Origin of the sequence: Thalassotalea euphylliae (genome assembly GCF_003390335.1) — a bacterium.
Classification (GTDB): domain Bacteria; phylum Pseudomonadota; class Gammaproteobacteria; order Enterobacterales; family Alteromonadaceae; genus Thalassotalea_F; species Thalassotalea_F euphylliae_B.
Genome location: NZ_QUOU01000001.1, coordinates 1,368,520 through 1,394,007 on the forward strand (window position 1 = coordinate 1,368,520; position 25,488 = coordinate 1,394,007).

Sequence of the window (25,488 nt, forward strand, 5' to 3'; positions counted from 1 at the left end):
ATCAACTCGCATCACAAATGGCAACGTCAGTTAATGCGGTTGATGAGCCTGCGACGTAAATAGCGTTACTGCATAGTCATTGGGGTTATTTAAATGTAAAGTTATTCATGGTGTTTTGCAGCGTTTCTGCGTTCAACTTCATATCTTCAAAAATGAGCTCCAGCTCTTGCGATGCCTCTAATTCATGGTTGGCGTAATCAAGCACATTGGTAGCGTCTGTGGCAATATTGGCGGCAACGCTTGATTGCTGCTCAGCTGCAGAAGAAACATTCATCGCAAGCGATTCCAATTGACGGCTTTGCAAGTGCACTTGCTCTGAGACCCCTTTGGCTTGTTCAAATTTCTCCAACGCCGTTTTAGATAAACCTGTGCTGTTGCTAATCGATTGCATCACTTCGTCACTAATGTTTTGTAATTCTCCTAGCAAAGCCGCGATTTTCTCGGAAGATTCCTTACTGTTTCCGGCTAAACTTCGCACTTCATCGGCGACCACCGCAAAGCCTCGACCATGTTCACCCGCACGAGCTGCCTCAATGGCGGCATTGAGTGCCAGCAAGTTAGTTTGCTCGGCAATACTACTAATTGAGTCAAGAATAAGTGAAATACTGGAGACCTGTTGCTCCATTTTACTCGCGAGCGACTCTACCGTTCCCATACTGATGGTTAAATCGTTAATTGAGGCTTGGCTGGTTTTATTATCGTCAATCAGTTGTTGTGCTTGCTGATTTAGTGAGTCGCTCGCATTGAGTGTATCCGTGGCTGCTTGTGCTATTTCTCGACTGGTCGCCGCCATCTCTTCAATCGCGCTGGCGATATTGGTCGCCATTGACTGCGTTTTAACGGACTCTGCCAGCACCAGCTGGGTTTTTTCATTCATGCTGTTATTGAGCCGAGTCCCTGATTTTACTGACTTATCTACACCTAACATCAATGCCTTGAAGGCATAAACCGTATTGTGTATCGCGCCAGAAATTTCCCCTAGTTCGTCTTTGGTCTCCAGTCTTAGCTCTACCGTTAAGTCGCCACGCTCTGCCTTTTTCAGCATTTTAGTCAGGTAGCCCAATTGGCTGCGCAAGCTTGAAAATAGGTACAGGTTTAACAAAACGATAATGATGACGGTTGCGATGAATGCTGTAATGGTCATCATCAAATCATTTTCGGCACTAGCACGTATTTCTGCGCCGTTGGCTTGAATACTTTGCCATTGGTTATCGAGCATGGCCTTGATCTGGCCAATTTGCTTGGTGGCCATAGGGAACCACTCAGACGCTGATGGCAAAGTGCTAAAATCAGGTGTAGTGCTTGTCAGTAATTGGTCTGTAATTGATTTTATACGGTTCGACTCATTTGCACGCCAGATTTCGCTAAACGTGCGCTGCTCAGGTAAACCCAACAAACTGGCCATCAGATAATCATTAAGCAATTTCATCTCGGCATTGTAGGAAGCAATATCGGCTTTCGCTGCGCCACTTATTTGTTGCTTGGCGAGTACACCGTTAATTTTACCGCGATTTTGGCCAAGTCTTTCCTTGTACTGAGCAAAAAGGAATGCTGCGCTTAACGCTTCGGCAAGTTGTGGGTGTTTAATTTGATTTTTTAGGCTGGATGCTAAATCAATCGCGATTTTGTTCAGGGTACTGTAGTAGGTGAATGCATTTGGCGCATTACGGGCATCCACTTGACGACGCAAGCTCGCTTTGCCTGCTTCGTGGCTATATAAAATAGTCAGGTTTTGGCTGATTTTATCACTGATGCCATCAACATCAGCTTGAATTGCCTTGAGGTTATTAATGGCTTGATCTGCTTTTTGACGCTGGGTATCAACTTTTTGTTTAGCGGTTTGCATGGCAGAGGCTTCGCTAGTCCCTAAAAAGCCTGCTGTTAAACCGCGTTCAACAGCGTGGTGATGGGCAACTTTTTCGAGCGCATCTAACAACTGAATTAACCTAATGTCACCGTCAATGGTGTCAACTTCGTGCCATTTGTTTAACAGGTTTTGGCTAAGTAAGGTTAATACGAAAAGGGTAAGAATAGCTGAGCTTATCAGTGAAACTTGTACAATAGATAATTTACTCAGTAGTTTTTTCATAGATGACTTCCTTCTACTCAACAGGTCCTTTGCTTTGAAAAGGCAAACTCAATACTTTGATGATCTAACGAATTTAACGAGCTAAGCCATAAGCACCTTGCGGTGTATGCTTTAGCTATCAAATTGAGTGTAGACCAGAAAATTTAGCCTGATGAATTTATCGTTGTTTTTACTGCATTTTTAATGGGGTTTTGTGTACTAACCACCTTTTGAGACGAGTTTTCACCAATTAAAAAGTGAGCAGAGAAATAGGCGTACGGGATGGTTTTCAAGTGGCAATAAATCACGATTAAGGTGACTTTAGTTTTGCCTTGAACAAGGCGATGAATGCCGTTTTAAGGTACGAGAAAGGATGGTCAAAATTGTCTGTTGGGTAATAAAGAGTTTGCAGAATAGCTGAGGGCTAGGAGAGTAACTGTGCGCGTAATAGCGTACTGAATTATTTGTTAGTCGATAACAGCTACATCAGCGGTAATGCTGATATAGCTGCGCTTTGCGTTTTAAAGGAACGCGTTTCAATGTTTGTTAACTACGGCTGGTCTTTGGGTTATAGCTGAGCACTTGATGCATAACCTTGATAGTCAGTATAGCCTTGAGCTGAACCACCATATAAGGTTAAGCGAGCATCGGCATCAAATTCCGCCAATGGCCAGCTGTTTTCAAAGCGCGCAACTAAATCAGGATTAGTGACAAACGGCGTACCAAAGGCCACTAAATCAGCATAGCCTTTGGTTAGTAGTGTCTGAGCTTTGTCTTTATCGAGCTTGCCTGCGACCATAATTGGGTTTTGGTAGACTTCACGTACCTGCTGGCGAAATGACTCCGGCACTGTTTGGTAACGGGAAATATTTTCGGAAAAGTGCACATAAGCTAAATTCATTGGCTGCAATTTTTCTAGCATTTTTAACGTTAATGGCACCAGCTCTGGGTCTTGTTCAGCAAAGCCTTCAATCACATGTGGTGATAGTCGTACGGCGACTCTTTCACTGCCAATCTCATTACCTACGGCAGATAAAGTCTCAAGTAAAAAGCGCATCCGGTTTGTCTGGCTGCCACCATATTTATCATCACGCAGGTTACTCTCTAGACGTAAGAAAGTATCAAATAAATAACCGTGGGCGGCATGAATTTCAACACCGTCAAAACCTGCTGCCATAGCATTTTTGGCTGCTTGGACAAAGTCAGCGATGGTGTTGTCGATATCTTGCTGTGTCATGGCTTTTGGCTGCTCGGTTTCTATCATGCCAAAGCCACCCGACGGCAACGGGCCGAATACTTGGTCCGGCACTGTGATTGCCGATGGTGCCAGCGGCTGCTGACCAGAAATACTGGAATGACTGCGTCTGCCGACATGCCAAAGCTGAACAAAAACTTTACCGCCTTTTTCGTGAATAGCCTTGGTGACTTTTCGCCAGCCAGCGATTTGTTCAGCTGTATAAATTCCCGGTGTCATGGAATAACCACGACCCACTTGAGATATCGGTGTGCCTTCGGTAACAATGAGTCCCGCCGTGGCGCGCTGTCCATAATATTCTGCCATTAGCTCATTGGGAATATCACCGGGCTGAGTAGCGCGTGAGCGCGTCATAGGCGCCATGGCGATGCGATTGGTTAAACTTAGTGATTGATGCTCAAAATCTTGGAAAATCATGGTTATTACTCCGCTTGCTCAGGCATTTGGTAACTTGGGTAATCAATTAAGCCTTGTGCGCCTCGGCCAAACAGCGTTTCAGGCACATGTGGGGCAATTGGGTAACCATGTTTAATACGTGCTGGTAAATCAGGGTTTGACACAAACGGACGACCAAAGCCGATCATATCTGCAAGCCCCTGATTGATTGCCGCTGCCGCTTTTTCACTGTTGTAGCGGCCTGCGTAAATCAAGGTGCCGGTAAATGCTTCGCGCAACGCTTGTTTAAACGACAATGGGGTCTCTGGCGCGTCATCCCAGTCTACTTCGGCAATGTGCAAGTAAACAATGTTGTGTTTGTTGAGCAGCGCAGCTGCTGCGGTGTAGGTAGTAATCGGGTCGCTATCAACAGTGCCATTAAGGGTAGTGAGTGGCGCTAAGCGCACACCAACGCGATCAGCGCCGATGGCATCGGTTATAGCGCTAACCACTTCGTCTAAAAAGCGCAAACGATTCTCAAGACAACCCCCGTATTCGTCAGTGCGCTTGTTGGATTCTGAATCAATAAACTGGTTGATCAAATAACCATTCGCGGCGTGTAATTCGATGCCATCAAAGCCCGCTTCAATCGCATTAAGCGCGGCTTGTCGATATTGCTCAATGACTTGTTTGATATCGTCATGGGTCATTTCACGTGGTTCAACCACATCAACAAAACCCGGTTCATCTGTGCCATTGTCAACAAACACTTTAACGTTTTCTGCTTGAATCGCTGATGATGAGATTGGTTGCTTGCCACCGATATTATCTGGGTGGCTAACACGGCCAACGTGCCAAAGCTGCGCAAAAATAGTGCCCCCTTTAGCGTGTACGGCGTCTGTGACTTTTTGCCAACCAGCGATCTGTGCTTCGCTGTAAATGCCCGGTGTCCAAGCGTAGCCTTTACCCATAGGGGAGATTTGTGTGCCTTCGGTGACGATAAGACCAGCGCTGGCTCGCTGGGCGTAATATGTCGCCATTAGATCGTTAGCTGCATCGTCAGGTTGACTGGCGCGCGAGCGGGTCATCGGGGGCATTACAATGCGATTGTTAAGCGTTAATTTGCCTAATTTAATAGGCTGGAATAAAGCGTCTGTCATGGCTGTGCCTCGCTACATTGTGCAAAATGTGAAGAAAGTAAGTTAAGTGGCGCGTATCTTAGCAAGGCAGTTTGACTAGATTGAGTGCAAAAATAACAAATGATATTTGTTAAAAGTGAAATAATTTAGCGGTGTTGTTGCCATCTTTTACTATGATGAAGAATCGTAATGGGGAGAGTGATCAAGGGGGGCAGCACGATGGGCAAACGCTTTTACCCAAACGCGCAGATGTAGACGAGCTACAGCAGGTTATACTGAATGGCCTTAACGGCGGCAGCGGTTTTATTACAAACGCCTAATTTGTTTACCGCATTCGCGAGGTGAAAAGAAACCGTGCTTTTGGTGACGTTAAGTATCATCGCAATTTCATCCGATGTTTTGCCATCGGCACACCATTTAAGGATTTCTTTTTCTCGTTTGGTTAGCTTAACGTCATGGGTGGTCGTTTTATGCGGCACGACAAGCTCACCGTAGACCGATTGGAAGGTATTACTCAAGCTTAATAAATGTAGCTGTTTAGCTTGCGACAAGGGGGATTGATCATTCGTTGCTACAGTTAGCATGCCCGTTGCACCCGGTTTTAACAGTGCCGATTGCGCCCAGCCCGACTTGAGGCCATAGGCTTCGGCCTCTTGCCAAAACGCTTTTTTACTGCGCTTTTTTTGTCCTGACCAAGCAAGCGGTCGAGTGGATTGCAGCCCATGTGCTACTGTCGGATCAATATGGATATATTGGTTTTTCTCATATCTATGTTGCCACTGCTCCGGGTAGTTGTTGCGCAGTGTGAAGGTTGGCCTAGTCACTGGCGAAGCAATACACAAACCATAGGCGTAGTAATCGAATTCTAAATAGTGTATTGCCGACTTGAGGTGTTTAAACAGCTCAGACTCAGTGGAAACATGAGTCATTTCTTGAAGGGTTTGAAAAAAAGAGGTTGAAAAAACTGGAGTCATTACTGCACAAGCTATTATCTGATCGGGTGAAAAGTGTTTAGCGTTTTATTTATGCTTGCCATAACACTTTTACTTTGGACATATCTTTTAAACACAAGCCCGGTTAAAAACGACATAAAGTTCGATGACATTGACTGTGTTTAAGCGGTGTAAAGTATACAAGGTACTAAGGCATATACAATCGTAAAAGCTAAACAGTTAAGAGTTGAACTGCGCATCTCTTTCCCTCGCGATACATCCAGTGACAATAATTTGCCGCATCAGTGCCAACCCTTGCCGATGCTACGTTTGATCATTTCTGAACACTGCCAAAAAAGCAAATTATCCATTAATTTAGCTGTAAAAACCTAGCATAAGTACTAGGTTAATTATCTTTGGTGCGTGACTTGCGTGACTTGCGTGACTTGCCTGATCAAGATTAATTCAAGCCAAAGTGTCATTAATATTGCAGAGGACAATCATGCTAACTAACCGAATAGCGCAAACCAACCAAACCGCTTCAATACAGCAAACAATAATAAGTACTGCCGTCTACCAGCAAAATCAAGAAAATACGACAAAGACCACAAGCACCACTACAGATAAGGCAACCATCAGTAGTGCCGGTCAAGCCAGCAGTGATGCCGATATTGACGCCAAATGGCAAGCGATTGCTAAAAAATATGATGTAACGAATATTACCGGCCATGAGGTGATAGCCATGGCGCAAGAGTTATATGACAATAACTTGATAACTGGGGCTGAAAAACTCGATATGTATATACCTGCTGGTATTGATGATGACTTATCCAAAAAGCGCAATCATTTAGAAGGTAGGATGTTAGATTATGAAGCCATTAAGATGCATGGCGAGTATAGTCAAGGGGCCCTTAAAGCAGATCAGCGTGTTATCGAGATATTAAAGCGAATTGGCTAATTAATAAGGCGGACTAGCCACAAAGGATAAGGAACCACCCATGATCACAAACCATATTGCCCCCACCCGCCAAGCCACTCAAATAAAGCAATCAACGATGACTGCGGCAATTTACCAGCAAAACCAAGAGAGCACCGCACAGGCAAATAGCACCACCACAGATAAGGCAACTATCAGTAGTGCAGGCCAAGCCAGCAGTGATGCCGATATTAACGCCAAATGGCAAGCGATTACTGAAAAATATGATGTAACCAATATTACCGGCCATGAGGTATTAGCTATGGCGCAAGAGTTATATGACAATAACTTGATAACAGAGGCTGAAAAATTCGATATGTATAGACCAGCAAGTATTGATGATGACTTATCCAAAAAGCGCAATCATTTAGAAGGGATGATGTTAGATTATGAAGCCATCAAGAGGCATGGGAAACCGACACAAGAATCCCTTAAAAAAATGGAAAGTGTGATTGAGATATTAAAGCGAATTGGATGATATAAATATAGGTACGCTTAGCGGCAATTAGGCTAAGCGTACCCAAATCAAATGAGCGCTTGCTCATCGAATAAAAAATCTCGCCAGTAACCCAATGAGCTGGCGATTGAGTTACCGTTTTAAAGAGTTAAAACTGCAACTCAAATAGCTCAAGCATAGTAATCGGCATAACTTGGAGTTAGTTCGACTAATGTTTGATAATTTTCAGGCGAGCTTAAACCTTGACTTCCCCAGCGATTCGCGAGCTTGTATAAATCTGACTGTTGGTCTCTTAATTCGACAATACTGAGCAGGATCGCTTTGGCGATCGCGTCGAGCAGAGCATGGTGGCGCGCCAGTTAACCAAACCAATGAAAGAAGCATTTTTTGTTTCACCAGATTATATAAAACAATACGGCTTACCAACATCACCAAACGAATTACAGCAACATAAGCTGATCCAATATCGCTTTATTACTTCGAACCAATTAGTGCCAGTATTGCTTAACGATAATGGTCAAACAGTGACGGTGGAAATGCCTAATGCCTTAATCGTGAATGATACCAGCCTAATGGTCGACGCCGCGCTAAAGGGCTTAGGAATAGGCCGTATCGTTGAGCCGTTAGTCACTGAATTAATCGACAGCGGCCAGCTGGTTCCTGTTCTACCTGAGTATTGGTATCCGTATTCAGCACTATATGTGTATTTTCACCAAGACGCGCAAAAAGCCAAACGCGTTAGAGTATTGATTGACTTTCTATTGGAAAAATTAATGCCGCCAGCTGAGCGCAAGGCGTGAGGGTTAGACTCGTTCAGCGGTGGAGCGCTGGGTAAATTGCTGAACCGCGCAAGGCGAACTAAATTTAAATAAGTTGTTGAATAGTATGACGTCCGATGCTGATGAATTTGTTGAAATCTACGCTCTCTCATTTTACCGCTTATTTTGTTGCTTATTTCGATACGCTTGAGAAAAAGTGTGACTCGCTAATTGCGTTACACCAATCGAACCAAGTGTCTGAAATTGAGCTAATTCATGCCAACAATCAGTTGCTGACTGATCTTATCAATGCCCATGCAAAGTGTAGCTTGATGAGTCAGTTTGTCGGTTTGAACAGTGATTTATTCGAGCGAAAAATTGCCTATTTGTTTGGCGAGAAGGAGTTTGTTAAAGAAGTGATCCGCATCGGCTCTAACTTATCTGACTACTTTGGTTACTGCGGCTTCTCTTGCGACTCTACCAATATATTTAACGGCTTTTCCTTGGTGATTGACCGCAATATTCTGGCCTTCTCTCCCAATGATGTGAATGCCTTTTCAGACCTTATCCTTAGAAACATTCGCTTTAGAAAAGCCGTTAGTACACCGACAAGCTTTGATCCCGCTTATCAACTGCCGAAATATTCGATTGCGGGGGTAAGTTTTTATATCGTGCCAGTTAGTGAAATTAAGTATCCTTATATTGATATTTAGTTAGGGGCTAGTGGCTGTTTTGTTTTAAACAAAGCTTCTAACTCGCTAAGAACTTAACCGAATAACCCCAAATAGCTAACTAAAACGGCCAAGTAAACCCCGTTTTCTGCTCAGATACTTGCCAAAGTTTAGTGGCGACTTCTCTCTCTAGCGCCAGTGCTTCCAATTGGCATTCATCAACGGCGCCAACCGTTTGTGCGCGTTTTGTTGGCCCATAGTAACGCTGTGGTTTTAAGTCTTGCTCTGTCGCACACATTACCTGAGGCCAAGCGCCTTTTTCGGCGGGTTGGGCGATAACGCGTGAGAGCACAGACCAAAGTGCTTTGTTAAATGTGCTGGCAGTATCCATCAATAAATTAGTGCGCGATGCTCCGGGATGACAGACGTGTACTTCAACGTTTGAGCCTTTAGTGTCCTTACCGATGGTTAAAGGGCTGGCCAAACGGCTGGCAAAATGGTTGGCTAAGCGATATTGCAACTCATAGGCAAACATCAGCTGAGCCAATTTACTTTGTGCATAAGCATTCCATGCGGTGTACTTTGCGTCAAAATTTAGATCGTCAAACTGAATAGTTTTTAGTCCCATTTTATAGGCGTTGCTGCCTACCACCACGATACGACCGCTTGATGCTTCAATGCGATTAAACAACAGGCCACATAGCAAAAAATGACCAAAATGGTTGACACCAAGCTGACTCTCAAAGCCATCAGTGGTGATTTCTTGCTGAGCAACTTGTGCAATTGCGGCATTACAGATCAGTGCATCGATTTGCGGTACTGATTCCAACAACTGTGCAGCAGCTTCGCTCACTGACGCTAAGCTTGCCAAGTCCATTTGAATAAAGCTGACCGGGCAACTGGTACCCAACTCTTGCTGAAGCTTGCCGATGGCTACTGCTGATTTTTCAGGATTGCGATTCATCATCACTACCTTCGCGCCCTTTGACAGGAAAATACGGGCAGCTTCAAAACCTGTGCCTGAATTTGCACCGGTAATAACATAAGTTTTGCCCGCTAATGATCTGATTCGCTCGGGGCTCCAGCCGTATTTGCCAAATTGTTGTGTAGTCATCGTCTAACTCCTGAATACGTGTTGCTAAAGTACTAAATGGGTTGGCAAGTCACCGTTATTGCGGGTTTCGGTCGTTAACCCATATGCTTAATAAGCTTGAAGCACTTGCTCAGGTAAAATACTATAAATCTCAATATTTGTAGCTAATAGGCGATAAAGTCGTTAAAACTTGCCTATTTGTATCGTATTGGTGTTAATTTAGTGATTTGGTGAACTGTTAAAATGTGGGCTCGGGAGTCAAGATAGTTGGCTAGGCTAACAAGTAGAACGTAAATATGAGCAATAAAGACGCGCTAAAACAACAAATAAGGCAACTAATTGAGGCTCAGGTAAGTCAGCAAACCATGGGCGAGCAACAGCTTAGTGAAAAGCCGACAAGTGAAAGCAAGGTCAGTGCAGAAGCGTTAATCGATACCGGTATTAAAGGCGTACAACTTTTTAAAGTAACTGACGCAGTGCGATGTGCACCGGCGATATACGAGCCAGCAATTATCGCCATTGTTAGCGGTACTAAAGAGGCGATACTCGATGGTCAGCGTTTTAGCTATGGCAGCGACCAATACATGTGCTGCACTATGTCGATGCCAGTTGAAGCAGGCACACCTTTGGCTTCACCTGAACAGCCACTGTTAGGCGTTTATATCTCGCTTGATACTAAGGTAATGACTGAACTGGTAATCGAATTAGCCAGTACAACCAGTGTTATGAAACAACCTAAACATAGCGACCAATCACCGAGCTTAAGCTTGGCAACATGGGATGATAGTTTTACTGATGCGTTGCTACGTTTGTTGCAATTACTGGCTAACCCAACTCAAATGAAAATACTAGGGGATAGTCGATTACGAGAGTTTTATTACGCTGTACTGGAAGGGCAAGCAGGGCAGTCAGTGAAGCGAGCGTTCGGTATGGGCAATGAAATTGCTCGCTCAATTGAATATTTATCGACACATTTAGGTAAAAGCGTGACGATTGACGAGCTTGCGTCGCAAGTGGGCATGAGCCGCGCTGTTTTTCATCGCAAGTTTAAGCAAGCAACCACTATGTCGCCAATACAATTTGTTAAATCCATGCGATTAAATAATGCTGCAATGCGCATTGCCAGTGGTGAGAATGTCAGCACGGCAGCACTGGCAATGGGCTATGAAAGCTCGTCACAATTTAGCCGAGATTTTAAGCGACTATACGGTCAATCACCCAAGCAGTGGGCGCAAAGCAAGTAAAAGAGCGCTGTATTATGCCATCGTTCCAGATATTAGATGCAGGTAGGTATTAGGTGCAGTAGCTTATATTTAATCTGGCAGCTCTCTGTAATATCTTATTGTTGCTATTACAAAGTACTACTTATTATCATAACAACTTGAATTACTAGAGGTTTCTGGTAATTTAAAGGCGAAGTCGAAGACATATAATACTGAGATGTCTACATAATATACTGTTATCAGTCTAAATCTAGCATGGAGTGCTAATGTCAGAGTCATGTAGTTGCGGCGAGAAATCCGAAATTGGTGCAACGGTTAAATTTCATTGTAAAACCTGTGCAAATGTTATTGAACGATTTACAGTGAAGAAACCGTTAAAGGCGGCTGGACTAGCTGCAATGCTAGCATATGGAGGAAGTCAGTTTATCGATTATGCAATTACTGACAATAGATACCCTCTTAATGTTGAATATGCTGTTTTAGAAGCATGCTCTAGCTCGTATAAAAAGCCGTTATCTCACAGTTCATATGGCTCAAAGAAAAAATTATGTCTTTGTGCCTTAGAAGATACGATGAATGAAATTTCTTATATTAGATATAAAGTAAATGAAAAAGGCTTTTTGCAAGCCTTTGAAAGAAATGCAAAGTCATGTAAGTAGCTTGGGCAAGCCCAAGCTACTGGTAAGTTAATTATCTAAATAATCGTCATTGTTTGGATTGTGAGCATCAGCCCAGTCATCCATATCAGCATCGTTATTCGGATTGTTGATATCTGACCACAGATCTAGCTCTTCGTCAGACATGTTGGAAGTATCAGGCATGGAGCCTCCTATTTGCTTTTTGGTGGATTGTTCCCACGACCTTTGCCAGATGGATTTCCTGTTTTACTAGGACCATTTGGTGGCGTGTTGTTAGCTGCGGCTGCTTGCGCTCTTGCAGCAAAACCGCCTTTGGAAACCTTACCATTATTGGCATTTGCTTCAGCTGCCTGAATTCGAGCAGCAGCGGCTTTAGACATTGAATTTTTTGGCATAATTTTTTCCTTTTTAAAATTAAATTTATTGTCCCCGCTGGGACATTCATAAAGTAACAAAGGTGTTAGGGACAAATGGGGACAGAAGAACTACAACATGAAATAAAAAGTTTATTAGCCAAATTAAATTGGTCTCAAAAAAGACTCGGCAGTGAAGTATATTTGGCTAAGTATGATGATGAAGATGAGTATGAAATAAAACGTTATGAAGAAAAGGTTAAAAAAGATCTTTCTAGAAGAACAACAAAACCTGAACTGCTCATGTCTTATCTGGAAATAATATCTCAGCACAATGAACTTAAAAAGTTAGACCTTATTGTTCCTTCATACTGTAGAAGTGGACTTTTGAGTAACACAATTGAGAACGGCATGAGTGATATATCCAAACTAATTAGTAAATTAGTTTGCGAGTAAACGACTTATAAGTCACTCGAAAGGGTACAAACGCTCGGCTTGTGCTCTTTCGTCGCTATGTTTAACCAAGTATTTTTAGCCCTTTATTTAAACGCTACAACCATCCGAAAATGACACAAAGCGGTTATTCTGTCTCATATTAGATTTTGATACAGCGCACGGAAAACATATAGTCTTTCGATATCTTGACGCGGTTTATTTCACCTTTGTGAGGATTCCACCAAGGGTAAACGAGCGTTCGATTATAGGCTTTTTTATCGGTTGCCCCCGTGCTTGTCCAAAACTCTGTGTATATGCCTTGTGTGAGATAAAAGCGACCCCATTTGACACCAGCTGGTCTGGCAGAAAAACGAGATTGATTCACTTTTGATTGATCGAATTTTTTAAACCAGCTATCTGGCTGTGCTTCTTTAAGGGTGATAGCAAGATCATTATCACCTCGCCAACCTTCTTTATTGAGATCAGCATCCGCCATACCAATGGTTTTTTCCAAAGTTTGCCAATCGGCGTCAGTGGCAACACGCCATCCTTCAGGGCAGATATTTCGCTCGTCGACCACATCATGCCAGTTGTAGAGCCGACCATAGGTTAACAGCTTATTTTCATCGTCATCTGGAATAAAGGCTGTGTTTATCGCTGAACCATCTTGAAATTTAGTGCTTCTTAGATTTTCTGCGAGCCAGATTTGATCACCTATTTTTACGGTGCGATAGCTATTGCCCTCACTGTCTTGGACACTAGGTTGGGCTTTGCTATCTGCTTGCGCTTCGCTGTTTGTATACGTTTGGCTATATGATATTGAATCTAACGCATTAACGGGTGTTACGGTGGTCAGTGACACTATGGCTCCTAACGCTAATATTAGCGGCTTCATGGTGAATTACCTTGGTTGAACTTTTGCGAGCCACTTTATCGTTGCTAAGGTTAACCTGCTAGGTAATATCGTCTTCAAAAATAGCCTATTTGTATCAAGGTCATATCAACTATTTGCTAATTCGAAATTCCGAAGCACTGCTTCAGCACAGCACTTTTGAGCTAACTTATTAACACCAAAGGATTCTTTAAAATTACCGTACAAATTGTGTTAGTATGATGTTGCTTTTAAGTGATAAAGCACTGAAGTTGGATTGTTTTGGCTAGCGCTCTTCCTGTATTTTTCCTTGTGTTTTTAAATGCTAGGTGAGCTGCTAAAAAATTTGTCGACGCCAGTCCTTTATTACTTTTAAGGACTTTTCTATGCAAACTATTGTTATCGTTGGAGGAGGGGCTGGCGGCCTTGAATTAGCAACCCAATTAGGCCATAAACTAGGCCGAAAAAACCAAGCCAAGATCATCTTGGTAGACAAAAACCGCACCCATGTGTGGAAACCTTTATTGCACGAGGTCGCCTCTGGCACCTTTGATGCTGGCTTAAATGCCGTGGTTTATCACGCGCATGGCGCACGTCATGGCTATCACTTTCAGCTTGGCTGTTTGAGTGGTGTTAACCCTGACAACAAAACCCTGACCTTAGAGCCCGTCAGCGACGAGCATAATCTCGGCACGCGCCAACTACACTACGATCAATTAGTGTTAGCGGTTGGTAGTGTCAGTAATGATTTTGGCACGCCTGGCGTGGCTGAGCATTGCTATTTTCTTGATAGTCATCAACAGGCTGAGCGCTTTCACAAAACTTTATTAAGCACTTTTACCCGAATTAGTCAGGACGAATCCAAGCAAGAGCTGCACATTGATATAGTTGGCGCAGGCGCGACTGGTGTTGAGCTGGCGGCAGAGCTATTTCATGTTACCGAAATGCTGGGCAGCTATGGTTTTGAGCATATGGCCGCAGAGCAGCTTAAAATTCGCCTAATAGAAGCTGGACCGCGTATTTTACCCGCCTTGCCTGATCGCATTGCAAGCGCTGCGAAACGTGAGTTAGAAAAGATAGGCGTTGAAGTATTAGAGCAAACGCGGGTGCAGCGCGCAGAGCATGATGGCTTTGTCACCAGCGAAGATGAAAAACTGCAAGCCGATATTATGATCTGGGCGGCAGGGGTAAAAGCCCCTGAATTTTTAGCACAAATTAAAGGCGTCGAAACCAATCGTATGGGGCAAGTGCTAGTCAATAAAGACCTGACTTCAACGTTTAATAACGATATTTATGTATTGGGTGATGCCTGCGGTTTTCAAAACCCAGATGAAAGTTGGGTGCCACCCAGAGCGCAGTCAGCACACCAAATGGCGAGCGTAGTCAAAGAAAATATTTTACGTAAGCGCAAAGGGCTGACGCCGAAAGAATATCGCTATATGGATTATGGCTCGCTGGTAAATTTGTCTCGTTTTAGTACTGTGGGCAGTTTAATGGGCAATCTCACCAAAGGCAGCATGTTTATTGAAGGACGTATTGCCAAGCTGGTGTATGTTTCTTTGTATCGTATGCACCAAGCCGCTATTCACGGCCAAGTGCGAGCCACGATTTTGTGGTTTGCCGAACGGTTAGTGAAAGTGACTCGACCCAAAATGAAGCTGCACTAAGTTCCAGTATTTAAGCGAGTACTAAAGCCAGTACTTAAGCGAGTACTAAAGCCAGTACTTGAGCAAAGGCGCCTATTGGTGCCTTTTTAACTTTAGTACCTTTTATCTTTAGCTAGCGGTTAATGGTTTAGGCTTGGTTGTTCCACTCTTCACGCGTTGGGTTACCGTACATTTTTTCAAAGTTCGGAATATTCTGCTCCCAAATCGGAGTTTTATCACCGATATATTCTTTTAATGCATCAAAAAAAAGGCGTGCTCTAAGCGGTAAATCTCGGTGCGGGTATACTGCATAAATCGCAGTAAAATCCAGTAGTTTTAAGTCGGTCATGATCGGCACTAGGCGACCAGCGCTGATATCGTCTTGCATATGAAACGCAGGGGCTAGATAAAACGAAGCGCCAGAAAGCACATGGTCACGCATTAACTCTACTTCGTTACAGGCAAATTGCCAATTTAGATGCACACGCTGTGTTTGGTTTTGCTCGTCGGCATAATCGATATAATCCGGCCGAATTTGCTCGCCGGCATAGCAAGTAGCAGGCAAGCTTGCCAGTTCTTCAAGTGTTTTGGGCTCGCCAAAGCGTTCAATAAAGCTTGGCGCGGCAAGCAACATTAAGCGATTACGAGCAAGGTAACGGGCGACCATAGATGAATCTTTTTGCTCACCAACGCGGATCGCTAAATCAAAACCATCAGCAATAATATCGACGACTTTATCGCCGGTGAATAATTCTACGTTAACTTGTGGAAAGCGCTGCTGAAAAGAGGTAATCACAGGCATTAACACTTGCTTAGCAAGTGAATAGCTACAGGTGATTTTTAGCGTGCCCCGCGGCGTTTGGTGATAGTTTTGTGCAACACGCGTCGTGTCATCAAGCAGGCTTTTGAGCGCTTGCGCTTTTCTCAGCACATCATGGCCTGCGCCAGTAATGGAAAAGGAGCGGGTGGTACGATTCATTAAGCGCACGCCTAATTCTTGCTCTAACTTGGCGACTTGTTTCGATACAACCGAGCGATCGATTTTTCTATGCTCGGCGACTTTGGCAAATGAGCCGCGCTCAGAAACTTCCAAAAACAACAACATACGGCTAGAAATATCCATTCGGATCTCCACAAAGTTAACTTTATTGGTGCTTCATTGGCAACACTGTGTGTCATTATAGGTGGTTAATGGGCAACAATAAAAGCCTTACAATAGCGCTCAATAAATTGGTCATGGTTTCACAGTCTGTGCTTGTCACCCTTACCAATCTCTTTTCATAAAATTCTCGACCACTTGTGGTCGTAATTAGCGCATTACAAGGTATATATTTTCATGAAAAAGCTTCATTTATTAGCTTCCGTAACGGCAATGCTCGCGGTACTTACCTTGGCTGGATGTAATAGCCAAGAAGCCGAGCCACAAATGCAAATGCCACCGCTGCCAATTGATGTTGCACAAGTTGCCTTTCAAGAAGTGCAATCTTGGCATACCTATACCACTCGCCTTGAGTCGCCGCAGCGCGTGATTTTAATGCCGCGTGTTTCAGGTGTGGTTGAAAGCATTGCCTTTACCGAAGGGCAAACGGTGCAGCAAGGTGACGCACTTTTTCAAATCGATCCTCGTCCATTTCAAGCGGTAGTTGATCGCTTACGCGCGCAAATTCTTGCTGGTGAAGCAGCGTTGGAAGAGGCGATTAATCGAGAAAAACGCGCCTTAAACTTAGGAAAAAGCAGTGCCATTTCAATTGAACAAGTGGAATCGCGCTCAGCTGACTCAAAACAACGTAAAGCGGAATTGTTAGCACTGAAAGCTCAACTCGATTCAGCCTTACTTGATTTAGAATTCACCTCAGTGAAGTCGCCAATTACTGGTGTGATTTCTCGCGCTGAAATTACCGAAGGCAACAACGTTATCGCTAATCAAAGTGTGTTAACTAACATTGTATCTAACGATGAAATGTACGCATACTTTGATATTGACGAGCGCACATGGAACTCAGATTTTGCCAAGGTAACGTCAAACACGCCATTGCCTGTGACGCTAACCTTAGCAGGCAATACTAAGCGCCAATACCAAGGTCATATCGACTTTGTTGATAATGCTGTGAATGCGTCAACCGGTACGATTCGTGTGCGCGCGACGTTTGATAATCACACGCAAGAGCGCGCGTTAAAAGCTGGTTCTTTTGCTCGCTTAAAACTGGCGTCTACTGATGTTGAAAAACACATTTTGGTGCCAGATCGCGCAATTGGCACCGATCTGAAAAACCGTTTTGTGTTAACGATTGGTGAAGACAACACAGTGCAATATCGCCAAGTGACCGCAGGTGAGCGCTACGGCCAGTACCGTGTGATCACCGACGGTTTAAACCCTCAAGATAATATTGCGGTAAATGGCCCAGCTAAAGTCTTCCCTGGCATGGTGATCAGCCCGCGCAATGTTACCTTAGACTTATCCGCGGTTGCGCTAACCGTTGACCCAGCTACTGCCGACACGCTTGCGGCTGTTCGCTAGGAGTTACTCGCTGTGAATTTTTCTCATTTCTTTATTCAACGGCCGATATTCGCGTCGATGCTGTCGCTGATTATCCTGATTGGCGGTTCTATTTCTCTATTCCAACTGCCGGTCAGTGAATATCCAGAAGTTGTGCCACCTACTGTTGTGGTCACGGCGAACTATCCTGGCGCTAACCCAAAAGTGATTGCCGAAACGGTGTCAACGCCGCTTGAGCAAGAAATCAACGGTACCGAAAACATGCTGTATATGTTTTCACAGGCGACCAGTGATGGCCGCATGACCTTAACCGTCACTTTTGCCTTAGGTACTGACTTAGACAAAGCACAAGTTCAAGTGCAAAACCGCGTAAACAGTGCCTTACCGCGTTTGCCAACAACTGTGCAGCGCTTGGGTGTAGTCGCCGAAAAAGCTTCGCCTGATTTAACCATGGTCGTGCATTTGTACTCGCCAGATGAGTCACGGGAAATCAGCTACTTATCAAACTATGCCAGCCTGTATGTGAAAGATCAGATCGCTCGTTTAGGCGGTGTTGGTGATGTTCAGCTATTTGGCGGCGGCGAATACTCGATGCGCTTATGGCTAAACCCAGATGCCATCGCTTCACGCAATATGACGGCAATGGATGTTGTTTCAGCCGTTCGCCAGCAAAACCGTCAAGTGGCCGCAGGTTCATTAGGTGCGCAGCCAACGCCAGTGGAGAGTGAATTCCAAGTCCTGCTCAACGTAAAAGGGCGCTTGAACTCAATTGAAGAGTTTGAAGATATTGTCATTAAAGTGGGTGAAGACGGCTCTATTACACGCTTGAAAGATGTGGCTCGTGTTGAGCTGGGGCAAAATACTTATGCCTTACGTTCACTGCTTAATGGTAAGCCTGCGGTGGCGATGCCGATTTTCCAGCGTCCGGGTTCTAATGCTATTGAATTGTCTGATGAAGTGCGCAGCACCATGGCCGAGCTGTCAAAAGCCTTTCCACAAGGGGTAGCTTATGAAATTGCTTACGACCCAACCGTATTTGTGCGTGGTTCGATTGACGCGGTAATCGCGACTTTGCTAGAAGCGATTGTGCTGGTGGTGCTAGTGGTGATTTTATTCCTACAAACATGGCGCGCATCTATCATCCCATTAATTGCGGTGCCTGTATCACTCATCGGTACCTTTGCCATTATGCAGTGGATTGGCGTTTCAATTAACACGCTTTCGCTATTTGGCTTGGTTCTCGCCATCGGGATTGTCGTCGATGATGCCATTGTGGTGGTGGAAAACGTTGAGCGGAATATTCACGATGGTTTATCACCATTAGCAGCAACGCGCAAAGCCATGACCGAAGTAACAGGGCCAATTATTGCCATTGCGCTAGTACTGTGTGCGGTATTTATTCCAACAGCCTTTATTACTGGTTTATCCGGCCAATTCTATAAGCAATTTGCCTTAACTATTACCATCTCAACCCTGATTTCAGCATTTAACTCGTTAACGTTATCGCCAGCGTTATCGGCATTGTTGCTAAAAGGGCATGATGCCAAGCCAGACTGGTTAACACGTGTGTTAGATAAAACGCTGAGCAGAGTGGTATTTACACCGTTTAATAAGTTGTTTGACAGAGGTGCTAATGCCTATGAAAACTTAGTGAAAAAGCTGATCCGCTTTTCGCTGTTAGTGTCTGTGTTATACCTAGGTTTAGTGGGCGCAACTGGCAGCTTGTTTAATGCTGTGCCGGGTGGTTTTATTCCTCAGCAAGACAAGCAGTACCTAGTGGCGATTGCGCAATTGCCAGATGCGGCAAGCTTGAATCGTACCGAAGAAGTTATCCGAGAAATGGGTGATATGGCGCTAAACACGCCAGGTGTTGCCAATACCGTCGCCTTCCCAGGTTTGTCGGTGAACGGATTTACCAACAGTCCGAACAGCGGTATTGTGTTTGTGACCTTAAAAGATTTTACCGAACGCAATGAACCACAGCTTTCTGCTAATGCCATTGCGGCTAACTTAAATGGCCAATTTGCGGCCATTGATGAAGCCTTTGTCGCGATTTTCCCACCGCCGCCTATTCAAGGCTTAGGTTCAACGGGTGGTTTTAAGCTGCAAATTGAAGACAGAGGTAACTTAGGGTTTAACGCTTTGTTTGACTCACTACAAGCGGTGATTGGTGAAGCGCAGAAACGCCCAGAGTTAATGGGCTTGTACTCAACTTTCCGCATTCAAGTACCGCAAATGGATATTGAAGTGGATCGCGAACAAGCCTTGATTTTAGGGGTAGAGCTTTCGGAAGTGTTCGATGCGCTGCAAGTTTACTTAGGCTCATTGTATGTCAACGATTTCAACCTGTTTGGCCGCACTTATCAGGTTAATGCGCAAGCAGATGCAGACTTTCGTGTTGATCCGAAACAAATTCTTGGCTTAAAAGTCCGTAATGCCGCAGGGCATATGGTACCGTTGGGCGCAGTTGTGGCAGTAACGCCAACCACAGGGCCAGATCGCGTGATGCACTATAACGGTTATCCAAGTGCTGAATTAAACGGTAGCCCTGCGCCCGGTTATAGCTCTGATCAGGCACAATTTGCGATTGAAGAAGTACTCGCCGCGACCTTGCCAAACGGCATGGAATACGAGTGGACCGAAGTCACCTACCAGCAAATTTTAGCCGGTAATACCATGGTCTATATCTTCCCATTAGTGGTGGTGTTAGTGTTTACTGTATTAGCTGCGCAATATGAAAGCTTACGTTTACCATTAGCCATTATTTTGATTGTGCCGATGACCATTTTCTCTGCCTTGTTGGGTGTTTGGATGATTGGCGGTGACAACAATATTTTCACCCAAATAGCGTTAATCGTACTGGTCGCACTGGCCTGTAAAAATGCGATTTTGATGGTGGAATTTGCCAAAGAAATTCAAGACGCGGGTCAATCGCCATTAGCGGCAATTTTAGAAGCCTGTCGCTTGCGTTTACGCCCAATTTTAATGACCTCGATTGCCTTTACCGCCGGTGTTGTACCGCTTGTGTTGGCAACAGGTGCTGGCGCAGAAATGCGTCAGGCAATGGGCGTAGCAGTATTTGGCGGTATGATTGGGGTAACGGTATTTGGTCTGTTATTTACGCCAGTTTTCTATATGCTACTAGCTAATAAAAATAAAAAGGCCACCTCAGCGTTACCAGCCGAGCAAGTAACTTAGGGAACGGCCAATCGCGATAGGTTTAGCAAAGATTATTTTGAGTGCTAAACCTATCGCAGTAAGTTTGTATTAGCGGGGAAATAAGTGAAAACAAGCAATTCGATTACCAGTGCTATGCAAGCACTGGTATTAACCACGGCAAGTGAAGACTTTGAACTCACTGAAACTCAGCTAACCGTGCCGAGTGTTGGTGATGGTCAAGTACTGATCAAAGTTGACTATGCCGCACTCAACCCAGTGGATAGCAAGTTAGCGAAAGCTGGGCATAGTGCTTGGCAATATCCGCATATTCCAGCATTAGATGGCGTTGGCACTGTGGTTGATTCATACAGCCCGCATTGTCCGTTAATTGGTAAACAAGTGCTGTGGCATAGCGATTTGTCAAAAGCGGGCGCGCTTGCCGAATATGTCGCGATTGAAGCTCATGCGGTATCGTTACTACCAGAAGGTGTTGAGCCACTTCAAGCTGCGGCTTTGCCTTGTGCGGGCATGACGGCAATCCTCGCTTTATGTAAGCTGCAAGTTGAAGCTGGCGAAACCATTTTGATTGAAGCGGGGGCAGGCGCAGTTGGTCAGTTTGCGATTCAGCTGGCAAAAGCCAAAGGGCTAACGGTGTTGGCGACAGCATCGAAAGCCAATCATAAATTACTCAGCTGTTTAGGCGCCGATCACGTCTTTGATTATCGCGATAAACACTTAGTGGATAAGATTAAGCAAGCTTTGGCTTATCAGCCATTAGACGCGGTGCTGGATGCTGTTGGTGGCGAAGCAACGGCGCGTGATATTGAACTGCTGCGCTTTAACGGTCGCATTGCCTGTTTAACCGAATTACCAGCAATTGATGCGAGTTTATTGTTTGAACGCTCGCCTGCTATTCACGCTATTTCACTCGGCGGTGCTTGGCTTGCCAATGATTTATGTGCTCAGCAAAAACTCAGTATGATGGGGGATCATTTGCTGGAACTACTGGCGAGCAAGCAACTGCATGTCCCTGAAATTCATGCGATAGACTTTGATGCTGAGCAAGTGACTAAGGCCATGCATGCGCAAGTAGCTGGTGGGCTAGTGGGTAAGCAGGTTGTTCAGATAACGCCTTAAATTTGGAGTTTAAGCACCATCGTAAGAGGCTTAGGTTGAATTCATCAATAGCATCACCTACACTCACTTTACATGATTAAGTACAGAATTAAGTACAGGTTATAAGGCGGATTAAACCAATGGATGCCATCAGCTATACAACCGCACGGGCAAATTTGGCTAAAACCATGGAAAAGGTGTGTGAAGACCATGCACCTGTCATTATCACCCGCAAAAGTGAAAGCCCAGTGGTGATGATGTCGCTAGAAGACTACAAAGCGATGCAGGAGACCACTTATTTACTGAGATCTCCAGCAAATGCCAGAGCATTATTGGAATCGATCGCAGAGCTTGAAGCAGGCAAAGGCACTGAGCGAGAGCTAATGGAGTGAAACTCACCTTTTCGTCGAAGGCATGGCAAGAGTACCTTTATTGGCAGAGCACTGACAAAAAAGTGCTCAAGCGCATAAATGTGCTGATCAAGGAGATACAGCGAACGCCATATGAGGGGATAGGTAAGCCAGAGCCTTTAAAGCACGGTCTTTCTGGCTATTGGTCGCGCCGCATTAATGATGAACATCGCATTGTGTATAAGCACCAAGACCAAACCATTCTTATCGCACAGCTTCGTTATCATTACTAGTTGTGAGGTATTAATACCGAGATATAAGTGCCAAGATATAAGTAACGCGATTGGCTAAATTTATAGTGACCCTTCTGTGTAAACATCACGATTATGGTTAAATCAAAAATTGAAGATTTAACGGCGTTTATTGCCGTGGTTGATACTGGCGGTTTTTCTAGTGCGGCAGAGGCACTTGAGCTGCAAGTGGCCAAAATCTCACGCAATGTTAGCCGTTTGGAGCAAAGCTTAAATACAACTTTGCTTAATCGCACCACGCGACGAGTGGAATTAACCGAAGAAGGGCGGTTGTTTTTAGGCGAAGCGAAACAGGCGCTAGCAACGCTCGCTAACGCAGAAGAAAAGCTCCTCTTTGCTGATGCCAAGCCATCAGGGCGACTGAGAGTTGATGCCGCAAGCCCATTTGTTTTGCATCAACTTGTGCCGTTAATGGCAGAGTTTAATGCGGCGTATCCAGACATATCGGTCGAACTGATTTCCAATGAAAGCATTATTGACTTGCTTGAGCGCCGCACCGATGTCGCTATTCGTATTGGTCAACTGAATGATTCAAACTTACATGCCAGTCGTTTAGGGATTAGCCCGTTAAAAATAGTGGCAACGCCTGAATATCTTGCCAAACAAGGTAAGCCTCAGAGCATTGCGGCGTTAGCAGAACATCAAATCGTGGGCTTTGCTGACCTGCCTAAGTTTAATGATTGGGCGCTTGTTGAACCGTGCCAAACAAAGCCCTCTATCTTGGCAAGCAGCGGCGAGTCGGTCAGGCAACTTGTACTGCATCATCATGGCTTGGCGCTGCTGTCGAATTTTATGATCTACCGCGATTTAGCCGCAGGCCGCTTAGTCGAATTGCTGCCGGGCGCGGTGCTTTCTCCCAACCCTTGGGAGCAAATTCAGGCGGTTTACTATAAGCAAACCGCGTTGTCAGAGCGCATCAGGGTATTTATCGACTTTTTAAAAGCAAATATTCGCCTGTAAATAGTTACTGGTCAAAAGCTCTATTTCAACAATCACTGTTCACTAATCAATAACGCGCATGCTATTACGTGTTAATCCAGCGTAAATCCAACCTTGATAGTTACTTGCCAATGAGCGACTTTTCCCTCGTCAATATGCCCGCGAGTGTCGATGACTTCAAACCACCTAAGATTGTGTAAAGACTCGCTCGCTTTTGCGATAGCATTGCTGACCGCTTGCTCAATACCATCTGGCGAAGAACCTGTTAATTCGAGTAATTTGTATGTGTGATTAGACATATGATCTCCTGTTAAAGACATAAGCGACATACCATTTGGGTATGCACTGACTATAGATCAAATATTCTGCTCATCACGGTAAATTGGGTGGATACGAGTAATTTACGACAAGGCTTGTTTAAGCAAACTGACTTCGCTGACGTAGCTGAGTAGGCGCCTTATATGTCGTTGTGTTCAGACCAGCTTCTTAACTGCTCTAAAATTGATAATGCCGAGCGGCCAAATTCAGTCAATTCATAGCTTACTGCGACAGGGCGATCGCTGATCACTGTTCGCAGCACCATACCATTGGCTTCAAGCTCTTTGAGTCGTTGGTCGATCATTTTCTTGCTTGCGCCGCCAAGTAAGCGGGTTAAATCGTTAAAACGCACTGGCTCATCTTTTAAGTGATAAATAATCGAACCTGTCCACTTTCCACCAATTAACCGCATGCCTTTTTCAATGGCACATGGCTCTAAGCAGGCATTTAAAACTTTTTTACGACCTTTATCGTCTGTTTCTACAACACTTTTCATAAAATTCTCTAGATATTAACTAGGTTACTAAAAGTATACTAATTGAATAAAGTTTATAGGTTACTAAAATAAACCACAAGTTTGAGTCAGCGATGATGCTGTATTTTATTTTTCATCTGTAGCCTAGCTTTTAGCATATTTACATCTCAAGTGATCGCTAGCGCATATTAACGAGATTTTCTTATGAGCAATGTATTAATTATTAACGCCCACCACTATTATCCTTTTTCTGAAGGCAAGCTAAATGCCGCCTTGGTTGATAAAGCTGCCACACAACTGGCCGAAAAAGGCCACGAAATTCGTGTGATTAGCATTGGCGAAGCCTTCGATATTGAACAAGAATTGGCACATCATCAGTGGGCAGATATTGTTTTATTGCAAGCGCCGGTGAACTGGATGGGCGTACCTTGGTCATTTAAAAAATATATGGATGAAGTGTATACCGCGGGCATGGGCGGCGCCTTATGCAATGGCGATGGTCGCACTGAAGATGCGCCGAAAAGTAACTATGGAACAGGCGGTACATTAGCGGGCACGAAATATATGCTGTCATTGACGTTTAACGCACCAGCAGAATCTTTTAATGACCAGCTAGACTTTTTTGAAGGCAAGAGCGTTGACGATTTGTTCTTCCCTATGCATATGAACTTTAAGTTCTTCGGAATGACGGCGATGGACACCTTTGTGTGTTTTGATGTCATGAAAAATGCGGATATCGAGAACGAGTTTAAACGTTTTGAAGCGCATATTAACCAACACTTTTAAGCGAGAAAAGATATGACGAATACGACCAATAAACTGCATCCGGGTAGTGAGTTTCCTGAAATATCTGTCACGATGCGCTCAGGCGAGCAACAAATATTGGGTAAGGCTGTTAATGCATCTATTGCTGCCAATGCAAATAAACCAAATGGCTGGCAATTGGTGTTAGTGTATCGCGGTAAACACTGCCCATTATGTACCAAGTACCTAAATGCGTTGGAGCAGTACCTAGCGCCGTTAGCAGAAATTGACGTTGAAGTTTTGGCGGTTTCTGGCGACTCGAAAGCACAGCTAGAAGCGCATATGGAGCAATTAGACATTAGCTTCCCAATTGCCTACGGCTTAACTGTCGAACAAATGCAGCAGCTAGGTGTGTATATTTCAGATCCGCGCTCGCCAGAAGAAACTGACCATCCGTTTGCTGAGCCGGGCTTATTTGTCGTCAATGGCGAGGGTAAGTTACATGTCGTGGATATTTCGAATAATCCCTTTGTGCGCCCTGAGCTTGGCACGTTAGTGAATGGTTTAGCTTGGATTAAAAACCCAGACAATGATTACCCCATTCGTGGTATGCACCGTTAGAGGTGGGCATTTAAGAGGCTAATCTACTTAGATTCCTGTAGAGCTAACACACGCACTAACACGCACTG

The 25,488-nt window shown here is 44.5% G+C and carries 27 protein-coding genes; 16 read left to right on the top strand and 11 right to left on the bottom strand.

From position 1 onward, the window contains the following. Nucleotides 1-85: 85 nt before the first annotated feature. The 4 genes from DXX93_RS06080 to DXX93_RS06095 form a co-directional block, all read right to left on the bottom strand. Entirely contained in the window at nucleotides 86-2,089 is a 2,004-nt protein-coding gene (locus DXX93_RS06080; protein WP_116007315.1) for a methyl-accepting chemotaxis protein, read from the bottom strand. 547 nt (nucleotides 2,090-2,636) lie between these two features. Beyond that, nucleotides 2,637-3,740, bottom strand: a complete 1,104-nt coding sequence (locus DXX93_RS06085) for an alkene reductase (protein ID WP_220347554.1) — start codon at nucleotides 3,738-3,740, stop codon at nucleotides 2,637-2,639. Between the two features lie 5 nt (nucleotides 3,741-3,745). Next, a complete protein-coding gene (locus tag DXX93_RS06090; RefSeq protein ID WP_116007316.1) occupies nucleotides 3,746-4,858 on the bottom strand; it encodes an alkene reductase in 1,113 nt (370 codons plus the stop codon). A 239-nt stretch (nucleotides 4,859-5,097) separates the two neighbouring features. Beyond that, nucleotides 5,098-5,811 carry an autoinducer binding domain-containing protein gene (locus DXX93_RS06095; protein WP_116007317.1) on the bottom strand — a complete coding sequence of 238 codons (714 nt, stop codon included), beginning with the start codon at nucleotides 5,809-5,811 and terminating at the stop codon, nucleotides 5,098-5,100. 460 nt (nucleotides 5,812-6,271) lie between these two features. On the opposite strand from DXX93_RS06095, the gene DXX93_RS06100 reads away from it, so the two are divergent. From DXX93_RS06100 to DXX93_RS06115, 4 genes are all read left to right on the top strand, one after another. Then, complete coding sequence (locus DXX93_RS06100) at nucleotides 6,272-6,727, top strand: hypothetical protein (protein ID WP_116007318.1); 456 nt, start codon at nucleotides 6,272-6,274, stop codon at nucleotides 6,725-6,727. A 40-nt stretch (nucleotides 6,728-6,767) separates the two neighbouring features. Next, nucleotides 6,768-7,223: a hypothetical protein gene (locus DXX93_RS06105; RefSeq protein ID WP_116007319.1), complete on the top strand. Its 456-nt coding sequence runs from the start codon at nucleotides 6,768-6,770 to the stop codon at nucleotides 7,221-7,223. A 350-nt stretch (nucleotides 7,224-7,573) separates the two neighbouring features. Next, nucleotides 7,574-8,002 (top strand): LysR substrate-binding domain-containing protein, encoded by a 429-nt coding sequence (locus tag DXX93_RS06110; protein ID WP_258872595.1) that lies wholly within the window; start codon nucleotides 7,574-7,576, stop codon nucleotides 8,000-8,002. A 107-nt stretch (nucleotides 8,003-8,109) separates the two neighbouring features. Then, nucleotides 8,110-8,673, top strand: coding sequence for a hypothetical protein (locus tag DXX93_RS06115; RefSeq protein ID WP_147302647.1), 564 nt, complete (start codon nucleotides 8,110-8,112; stop codon nucleotides 8,671-8,673). Between the two features lie 79 nt (nucleotides 8,674-8,752). Here the strand turns inward: DXX93_RS06115 and DXX93_RS06120 are convergent, their stop codons facing one another. Continuing rightward, nucleotides 8,753-9,745: an SDR family oxidoreductase gene (locus DXX93_RS06120; protein WP_116007322.1), complete on the bottom strand. Its 993-nt coding sequence runs from the start codon at nucleotides 9,743-9,745 to the stop codon at nucleotides 8,753-8,755. Nucleotides 9,746-10,089: 344 nt separating this feature from the next. Between DXX93_RS06120 and DXX93_RS06125 the strand changes: the two genes are divergently transcribed. Both DXX93_RS06125 and DXX93_RS06130 read left to right on the top strand, forming a co-directional pair. After that, nucleotides 10,090-10,968, top strand: a complete 879-nt coding sequence (locus DXX93_RS06125) for an AraC family transcriptional regulator (protein ID WP_116009847.1) — start codon at nucleotides 10,090-10,092, stop codon at nucleotides 10,966-10,968. A 245-nt stretch (nucleotides 10,969-11,213) separates the two neighbouring features. Then, nucleotides 11,214-11,606 (top strand): hypothetical protein, encoded by a 393-nt coding sequence (locus DXX93_RS06130; RefSeq protein ID WP_116007323.1) that lies wholly within the window; start codon nucleotides 11,214-11,216, stop codon nucleotides 11,604-11,606. Nucleotides 11,607-11,633: 27 nt separating this feature from the next. On the opposite strand, the gene DXX93_RS20930 is transcribed toward DXX93_RS06130, so the two are convergent. Both DXX93_RS20930 and DXX93_RS06135 read right to left on the bottom strand, forming a co-directional pair. Then, entirely contained in the window at nucleotides 11,634-11,768 is a 135-nt protein-coding gene (locus DXX93_RS20930) for a hypothetical protein (protein ID WP_258872596.1), read from the bottom strand. 8 nt (nucleotides 11,769-11,776) lie between these two features. Continuing rightward, nucleotides 11,777-11,980 carry a hypothetical protein gene (locus DXX93_RS06135; RefSeq protein ID WP_116007324.1) on the bottom strand — a complete coding sequence of 68 codons (204 nt, stop codon included), beginning with the start codon at nucleotides 11,978-11,980 and terminating at the stop codon, nucleotides 11,777-11,779. Between the two features lie 75 nt (nucleotides 11,981-12,055). Here DXX93_RS06135 and DXX93_RS06140 point away from each other — a divergent pair, with 75 nt between their 5' ends. After that, entirely contained in the window at nucleotides 12,056-12,394 is a 339-nt protein-coding gene (locus DXX93_RS06140) for a hypothetical protein (protein WP_116007325.1), read from the top strand. A 139-nt stretch (nucleotides 12,395-12,533) separates the two neighbouring features. Here the strand turns inward: DXX93_RS06140 and DXX93_RS06145 are convergent, their stop codons facing one another. Then, on the bottom strand, nucleotides 12,534-13,193 hold the full coding sequence (locus tag DXX93_RS06145; RefSeq protein ID WP_374188940.1) for a fibrobacter succinogenes major paralogous domain-containing protein: 660 nt from the start codon (nucleotides 13,191-13,193) through the stop codon (nucleotides 12,534-12,536). Nucleotides 13,194-13,630: 437 nt separating this feature from the next. Here DXX93_RS06145 and DXX93_RS06150 point away from each other — a divergent pair, with 437 nt between their 5' ends. After that, nucleotides 13,631-14,911, top strand: a complete 1,281-nt coding sequence (locus DXX93_RS06150; RefSeq protein WP_116007327.1) for an NAD(P)/FAD-dependent oxidoreductase — start codon at nucleotides 13,631-13,633, stop codon at nucleotides 14,909-14,911. Nucleotides 14,912-15,038: 127 nt separating this feature from the next. Here DXX93_RS06150 and DXX93_RS06155 read toward each other — a convergent pair whose 3' ends face one another. Next, nucleotides 15,039-16,013 (bottom strand): LysR family transcriptional regulator, encoded by a 975-nt coding sequence (locus tag DXX93_RS06155; RefSeq protein WP_116007328.1) that lies wholly within the window; start codon nucleotides 16,011-16,013, stop codon nucleotides 15,039-15,041. A 213-nt stretch (nucleotides 16,014-16,226) separates the two neighbouring features. Here DXX93_RS06155 and DXX93_RS06160 point away from each other — a divergent pair, with 213 nt between their 5' ends. The 6 genes from DXX93_RS06160 (at nucleotide 16,227) to DXX93_RS06185 (ending at nucleotide 23,283) form a co-directional block, all read left to right on the top strand. Then, nucleotides 16,227-17,408 carry an efflux RND transporter periplasmic adaptor subunit gene (locus DXX93_RS06160; RefSeq protein WP_116007329.1) on the top strand — a complete coding sequence of 394 codons (1,182 nt, stop codon included), beginning with the start codon at nucleotides 16,227-16,229 and terminating at the stop codon, nucleotides 17,406-17,408. Between the two features lie 12 nt (nucleotides 17,409-17,420). Next, on the top strand, nucleotides 17,421-20,585 hold the full coding sequence (locus DXX93_RS06165; protein ID WP_116007330.1) for an efflux RND transporter permease subunit: 3,165 nt from the start codon (nucleotides 17,421-17,423) through the stop codon (nucleotides 20,583-20,585). 84 nt (nucleotides 20,586-20,669) lie between these two features. Further along, the gene (locus tag DXX93_RS06170) at nucleotides 20,670-21,683 is read left to right on the top strand and encodes a zinc-binding dehydrogenase (RefSeq protein ID WP_309545394.1); all 1,014 of its coding nucleotides are present in this window, start codon (nucleotides 20,670-20,672) and stop codon (nucleotides 21,681-21,683) included. A 119-nt stretch (nucleotides 21,684-21,802) separates the two neighbouring features. Further along, complete coding sequence (locus tag DXX93_RS06175) at nucleotides 21,803-22,054, top strand: type II toxin-antitoxin system Phd/YefM family antitoxin (RefSeq protein ID WP_116007331.1); 252 nt, start codon at nucleotides 21,803-21,805, stop codon at nucleotides 22,052-22,054. After that, nucleotides 22,051-22,305 carry a Txe/YoeB family addiction module toxin gene (locus DXX93_RS06180; RefSeq protein WP_116007332.1) on the top strand — a complete coding sequence of 85 codons (255 nt, stop codon included), beginning with the start codon at nucleotides 22,051-22,053 and terminating at the stop codon, nucleotides 22,303-22,305. The genes DXX93_RS06175 and DXX93_RS06180 overlap by 4 nt, the downstream gene beginning before the upstream one ends. Nucleotides 22,306-22,395: 90 nt before the next feature. Continuing rightward, complete coding sequence (locus DXX93_RS06185; RefSeq protein ID WP_116007333.1) at nucleotides 22,396-23,283, top strand: LysR family transcriptional regulator; 888 nt, start codon at nucleotides 22,396-22,398, stop codon at nucleotides 23,281-23,283. A gap of 71 nt (nucleotides 23,284-23,354) precedes the next feature. Here DXX93_RS06185 and DXX93_RS06190 read toward each other — a convergent pair whose 3' ends face one another. Together DXX93_RS06190 and DXX93_RS06195 are read right to left on the bottom strand one after the other, a co-directional pair. After that, a complete protein-coding gene (locus DXX93_RS06190; RefSeq protein ID WP_116007334.1) occupies nucleotides 23,355-23,561 on the bottom strand; it encodes a dodecin in 207 nt (68 codons plus the stop codon). A gap of 158 nt (nucleotides 23,562-23,719) precedes the next feature. Then, nucleotides 23,720-24,076: a winged helix-turn-helix transcriptional regulator gene (locus DXX93_RS06195; RefSeq protein WP_116007335.1), complete on the bottom strand. Its 357-nt coding sequence runs from the start codon at nucleotides 24,074-24,076 to the stop codon at nucleotides 23,720-23,722. 183 nt (nucleotides 24,077-24,259) lie between these two features. On the opposite strand from DXX93_RS06195, the gene DXX93_RS06200 reads away from it, so the two are divergent. Both DXX93_RS06200 and DXX93_RS06205 read left to right on the top strand, forming a co-directional pair. Beyond that, the gene (locus DXX93_RS06200) at nucleotides 24,260-24,841 is read left to right on the top strand and encodes an NAD(P)H-dependent oxidoreductase (protein WP_116007336.1); all 582 of its coding nucleotides are present in this window, start codon (nucleotides 24,260-24,262) and stop codon (nucleotides 24,839-24,841) included. 12 nt (nucleotides 24,842-24,853) lie between these two features. Continuing rightward, nucleotides 24,854-25,420 carry a redoxin domain-containing protein gene (locus DXX93_RS06205; RefSeq protein ID WP_116007337.1) on the top strand — a complete coding sequence of 189 codons (567 nt, stop codon included), beginning with the start codon at nucleotides 24,854-24,856 and terminating at the stop codon, nucleotides 25,418-25,420. The last annotated feature ends 68 nt before the right edge of the window (nucleotides 25,421-25,488 follow it).

Excerpts from the sequence above, each read along its gene's own strand:
- DXX93_RS06080 (WP_116007315.1), bottom strand. The coding sequence starts at position 2,089 with ATGAAAAAACTACTGAGTAAATTATCTATTGTACAAGTTTCACTGATA.
- DXX93_RS06085 (WP_220347554.1), bottom strand. The coding sequence starts at position 3,740 with ATGATTTTCCAAGATTTTGAGCATCAATCACTAAGTTTAACCAATCGC.
- DXX93_RS06090 (WP_116007316.1), bottom strand. The coding sequence starts at position 4,858 with ATGACAGACGCTTTATTCCAGCCTATTAAATTAGGCAAATTAACGCTT.
- DXX93_RS06095 (WP_116007317.1), bottom strand. The coding sequence starts at position 5,811 with ATGACTCCAGTTTTTTCAACCTCTTTTTTTCAAACCCTTCAAGAAATG.
- DXX93_RS06100 (WP_116007318.1), top strand. The coding sequence starts at position 6,272 with ATGCTAACTAACCGAATAGCGCAAACCAACCAAACCGCTTCAATACAG.
- DXX93_RS06105 (WP_116007319.1), top strand. The coding sequence starts at position 6,768 with ATGATCACAAACCATATTGCCCCCACCCGCCAAGCCACTCAAATAAAG.
- DXX93_RS06110 (WP_258872595.1), top strand. The coding sequence starts at position 7,574 with ATGAAAGAAGCATTTTTTGTTTCACCAGATTATATAAAACAATACGGC.
- DXX93_RS06120 (WP_116007322.1), bottom strand. The coding sequence starts at position 9,745 with ATGACTACACAACAATTTGGCAAATACGGCTGGAGCCCCGAGCGAATC.
- DXX93_RS06125 (WP_116009847.1), top strand. The coding sequence starts at position 10,090 with ATGGGCGAGCAACAGCTTAGTGAAAAGCCGACAAGTGAAAGCAAGGTC.
- DXX93_RS06130 (WP_116007323.1), top strand. The coding sequence starts at position 11,214 with ATGTCAGAGTCATGTAGTTGCGGCGAGAAATCCGAAATTGGTGCAACG.
- DXX93_RS20930 (WP_258872596.1), bottom strand. The coding sequence starts at position 11,768 with ATGCCTGATACTTCCAACATGTCTGACGAAGAGCTAGATCTGTGGTCA.
- DXX93_RS06135 (WP_116007324.1), bottom strand. The coding sequence starts at position 11,980 with ATGCCAAAAAATTCAATGTCTAAAGCCGCTGCTGCTCGAATTCAGGCA.
- DXX93_RS06140 (WP_116007325.1), top strand. The coding sequence starts at position 12,056 with ATGGGGACAGAAGAACTACAACATGAAATAAAAAGTTTATTAGCCAAA.
- DXX93_RS06150 (WP_116007327.1), top strand. The coding sequence starts at position 13,631 with ATGCAAACTATTGTTATCGTTGGAGGAGGGGCTGGCGGCCTTGAATTA.
- DXX93_RS06155 (WP_116007328.1), bottom strand. The coding sequence starts at position 16,013 with ATGGATATTTCTAGCCGTATGTTGTTGTTTTTGGAAGTTTCTGAGCGC.
- DXX93_RS06160 (WP_116007329.1), top strand. The coding sequence starts at position 16,227 with ATGAAAAAGCTTCATTTATTAGCTTCCGTAACGGCAATGCTCGCGGTA.
- DXX93_RS06175 (WP_116007331.1), top strand. The coding sequence starts at position 21,803 with ATGGATGCCATCAGCTATACAACCGCACGGGCAAATTTGGCTAAAACC.
- DXX93_RS06190 (WP_116007334.1), bottom strand. The coding sequence starts at position 23,561 with ATGTCTAATCACACATACAAATTACTCGAATTAACAGGTTCTTCGCCA.
- DXX93_RS06195 (WP_116007335.1), bottom strand. The coding sequence starts at position 24,076 with ATGAAAAGTGTTGTAGAAACAGACGATAAAGGTCGTAAAAAAGTTTTA.
- DXX93_RS06200 (WP_116007336.1), top strand. The coding sequence starts at position 24,260 with ATGAGCAATGTATTAATTATTAACGCCCACCACTATTATCCTTTTTCT.
- DXX93_RS06205 (WP_116007337.1), top strand. The coding sequence starts at position 24,854 with ATGACGAATACGACCAATAAACTGCATCCGGGTAGTGAGTTTCCTGAA.